Origin of the sequence: Kitasatospora sp. NPDC004799, assembly GCF_040609095.1 — a bacterium.
In the GTDB taxonomy this organism is placed as follows: Bacteria; Actinomycetota; Actinomycetes; order Streptomycetales; family Streptomycetaceae; genus Kitasatospora.
Genome location: NZ_JBEXJK010000690.1, coordinates 1 through 2,363 on the forward strand (window position 1 = coordinate 1; position 2,363 = coordinate 2,363).

A 2,363-nucleotide genomic window follows, 5' to 3' on the forward strand; every position below is an offset into this window, starting at 1 on the left:
TGGTGTGGCGGGGGGGGGTGGGGTTTTGTGTGCCTGGGGCCCCGCCCCGCCCCCCCCCCCCCCGCCCCCGCGCCGGAAGGATCGACCGATGTTCACCGCTCTGGGCTCCGCCCTGCACGGGCGACGGAGAGCGTCCCTGCTGCTGACCCTGCTGATCACCGTGCTGGCCGCGGTGTTCGGAGGTTCGGTGGGGGACAGGCTCACCAACGGGCTGTCCGACTACGACGACCCGGGCGGCGGCAACGTCGTCGCCCGGGACACGATCACCCGCGCCACCGGCATCGACTCCCAGCAGGGCTACCTGCTGCTGGTCCGCACCGACGAACAGCTGCCCGGCACCGGCGCACCGCCCGCCGCCGTGACCGCGGCCGTCCGGCTGCTGAAGGACCGGCCCGAGGTGAAGCAGGTCGTCGACTACACGGCCGACCCGGCGCTGATCGCCCGCGACGGGCACAGCACGGTGGTCGTCGGCGCGGTGCGCCCGATGGCCGAGGCCGACACGAAGACCGCCGAGCAGGAGCTCCAGAAGGCCGTCGAGGACGACCCGGCACTGAACGGCCGGGCCTGGCTCGGCGGTGCCACGCCCGGCCACGTCCAGGTGGCCCAGGTCTCCGACACCGACCTGGCCGAGGCGGAGGGGATGGCCACGCCGGTCATCCTGCTCGCGCTGTTCCTGGTCTTCCGCGGCCTGGTGGCCGCCCTCGTCCCGCTGCTGGGCGCCGTCGTCTCGCTGCTGCTGACCATGGCCGGCCTGCGGGTCGCCACCACCGTGATGGACGTCTCCACCGGGGCGATGAGCCTGGCCTTCGCGCTCGGGCTGGGCCTGTCCATCGACTTCGGCCTGCTGATCGTCACCCGCTACCGGGAGGAGCTGGCCGAGCACGGCCCCGGCGCCGAGGCGCTGCGGCGCACGGTCGCCACCGCCGGCCGCACCGTGCTGTTCAGCGCGCTCACCGTGGCGGCCGCGTTGCTCGCGATCACCGTGTTCCCGCACCCGTACCTGCGGTCCATGGGCCTGGCCGGCGTGATCACCGTCGTCTCGGCCGCGCTGTTCGCCCTGCTCGGGCTGCCCGCGCTGCTCGCCGTGCTGGGCCACCGGATCAACGCGCTGGCGCCGCGCCGCTGGCAGCGCTCCGCGACGGCCGGGCAGGCCGCCGCCGGGCGCTGGCACCGGCTGGCCTCGGCCGTGATGCGCAGGCCCGCGGTCTTCACCCTGGTGGCCACCGCCGTCCTGCTGCTGATCGCCTCCCCGCTGACCGGGGTGCGGTTCACCGGCGTCGACCCGACCTCGCTGCCCAAGGACATCAGCGCCGGCCAGGTCGCCGCGCGGCTCGGCACCGACTTCGACGAACTCGCCACCAGCCCGGTCCAGATCGTCCTCGACACCCCGGACGGCGCCGGGCTCGCCGAGTACGCCCAGCGGGTCGCCGCGGTGCCGGGGGTGCAGTCGGTCGGCGAGCCGCGGCAGCTGGACGCCGCGCACTGGGAGGTCGACGCGGTCCTGGCCGGAAACCCGCTGGACGAGCCGGCGCTGAGGACCGGCGAGCGGGTCCAGGACGTGGCGGCGCCCGTCACCGCCCGCTACACCGGGACGACGGCGGACTTCCTCGCCCAGCGGAGCAGCATCGCCGACCGGCTGCCGCTCGCCTTCGGCGTGCTCGCCGGCGTGACGGTGCTGCTGCTGTTCGCCTTCTCCGGGTCGGTGCTGCTGCCGCTGCTGGCCCTGGTGATGAACCTGCTCTCCACCGGCGCCGCGTTCGGGTTCCTGGTCTGGGTCTTCCAGGACGGCAACCTCGGCTTCGCCGCCCACAGCGGGCTGGAGACCACCACGCCGGTGCTGGTCTTCGCGCTCGCCTTCGGCCTCTCCACCGACTACAACGTCTTCCTGCTGGGGCGGATCAAGGAGGCCCGGGCGGCGGGCCGGGGCGAGCGGGAGGCGGTGGCCGACGGGCTGTCGCGGATCGGCTCCACCGTCACCAGCGCCGCCGTGCTGTTCTGCGTCGCGGTGGGCGCGCTGGCGATGTCCCGGCTGGTGTTCGTCCAGGAGCTGGGGCTCGGCGCCGCGTTCTCCGTGCTGCTGGACGCCACGGTGGTGCGGGCCCTGCTGGTGCCCGCGCTGATGGGGCTGCTCGGTTCGGCCACCTGGTGGGCGCCCGCGCCGCTGCGCCGGCTGCACTCGGCGCTGCGGCTGGACCGGATGGAGGGCGGTCCGGCCGCCCCGGCGGCCTCCGCCGAGCCGGCCGCCGAGGGGGTGCGCCAGCCGGTCGGCTGACCGCGGCGGGGGGGCGCCCCCCCCCCCCCCCCCCGCCGGGGGGGGGGGGGGGGGGGGGGGGGGGGGGGGGGGGGGGGGGGGGGGGGGGGGG

The 2,363-nt window shown here is 76.2% G+C and carries 1 protein-coding gene; it reads left to right on the forward strand.

The features are described from left to right. The first annotated feature begins 88 nt into the window (after nucleotides 1-88). Nucleotides 89-2,272, forward strand: coding sequence for an MMPL family transporter (locus tag ABZW03_RS39935; protein WP_355269660.1), 2,184 nt, complete (start codon nucleotides 89-91; stop codon nucleotides 2,270-2,272). The last annotated feature ends 91 nt before the right edge of the window (nucleotides 2,273-2,363 follow it).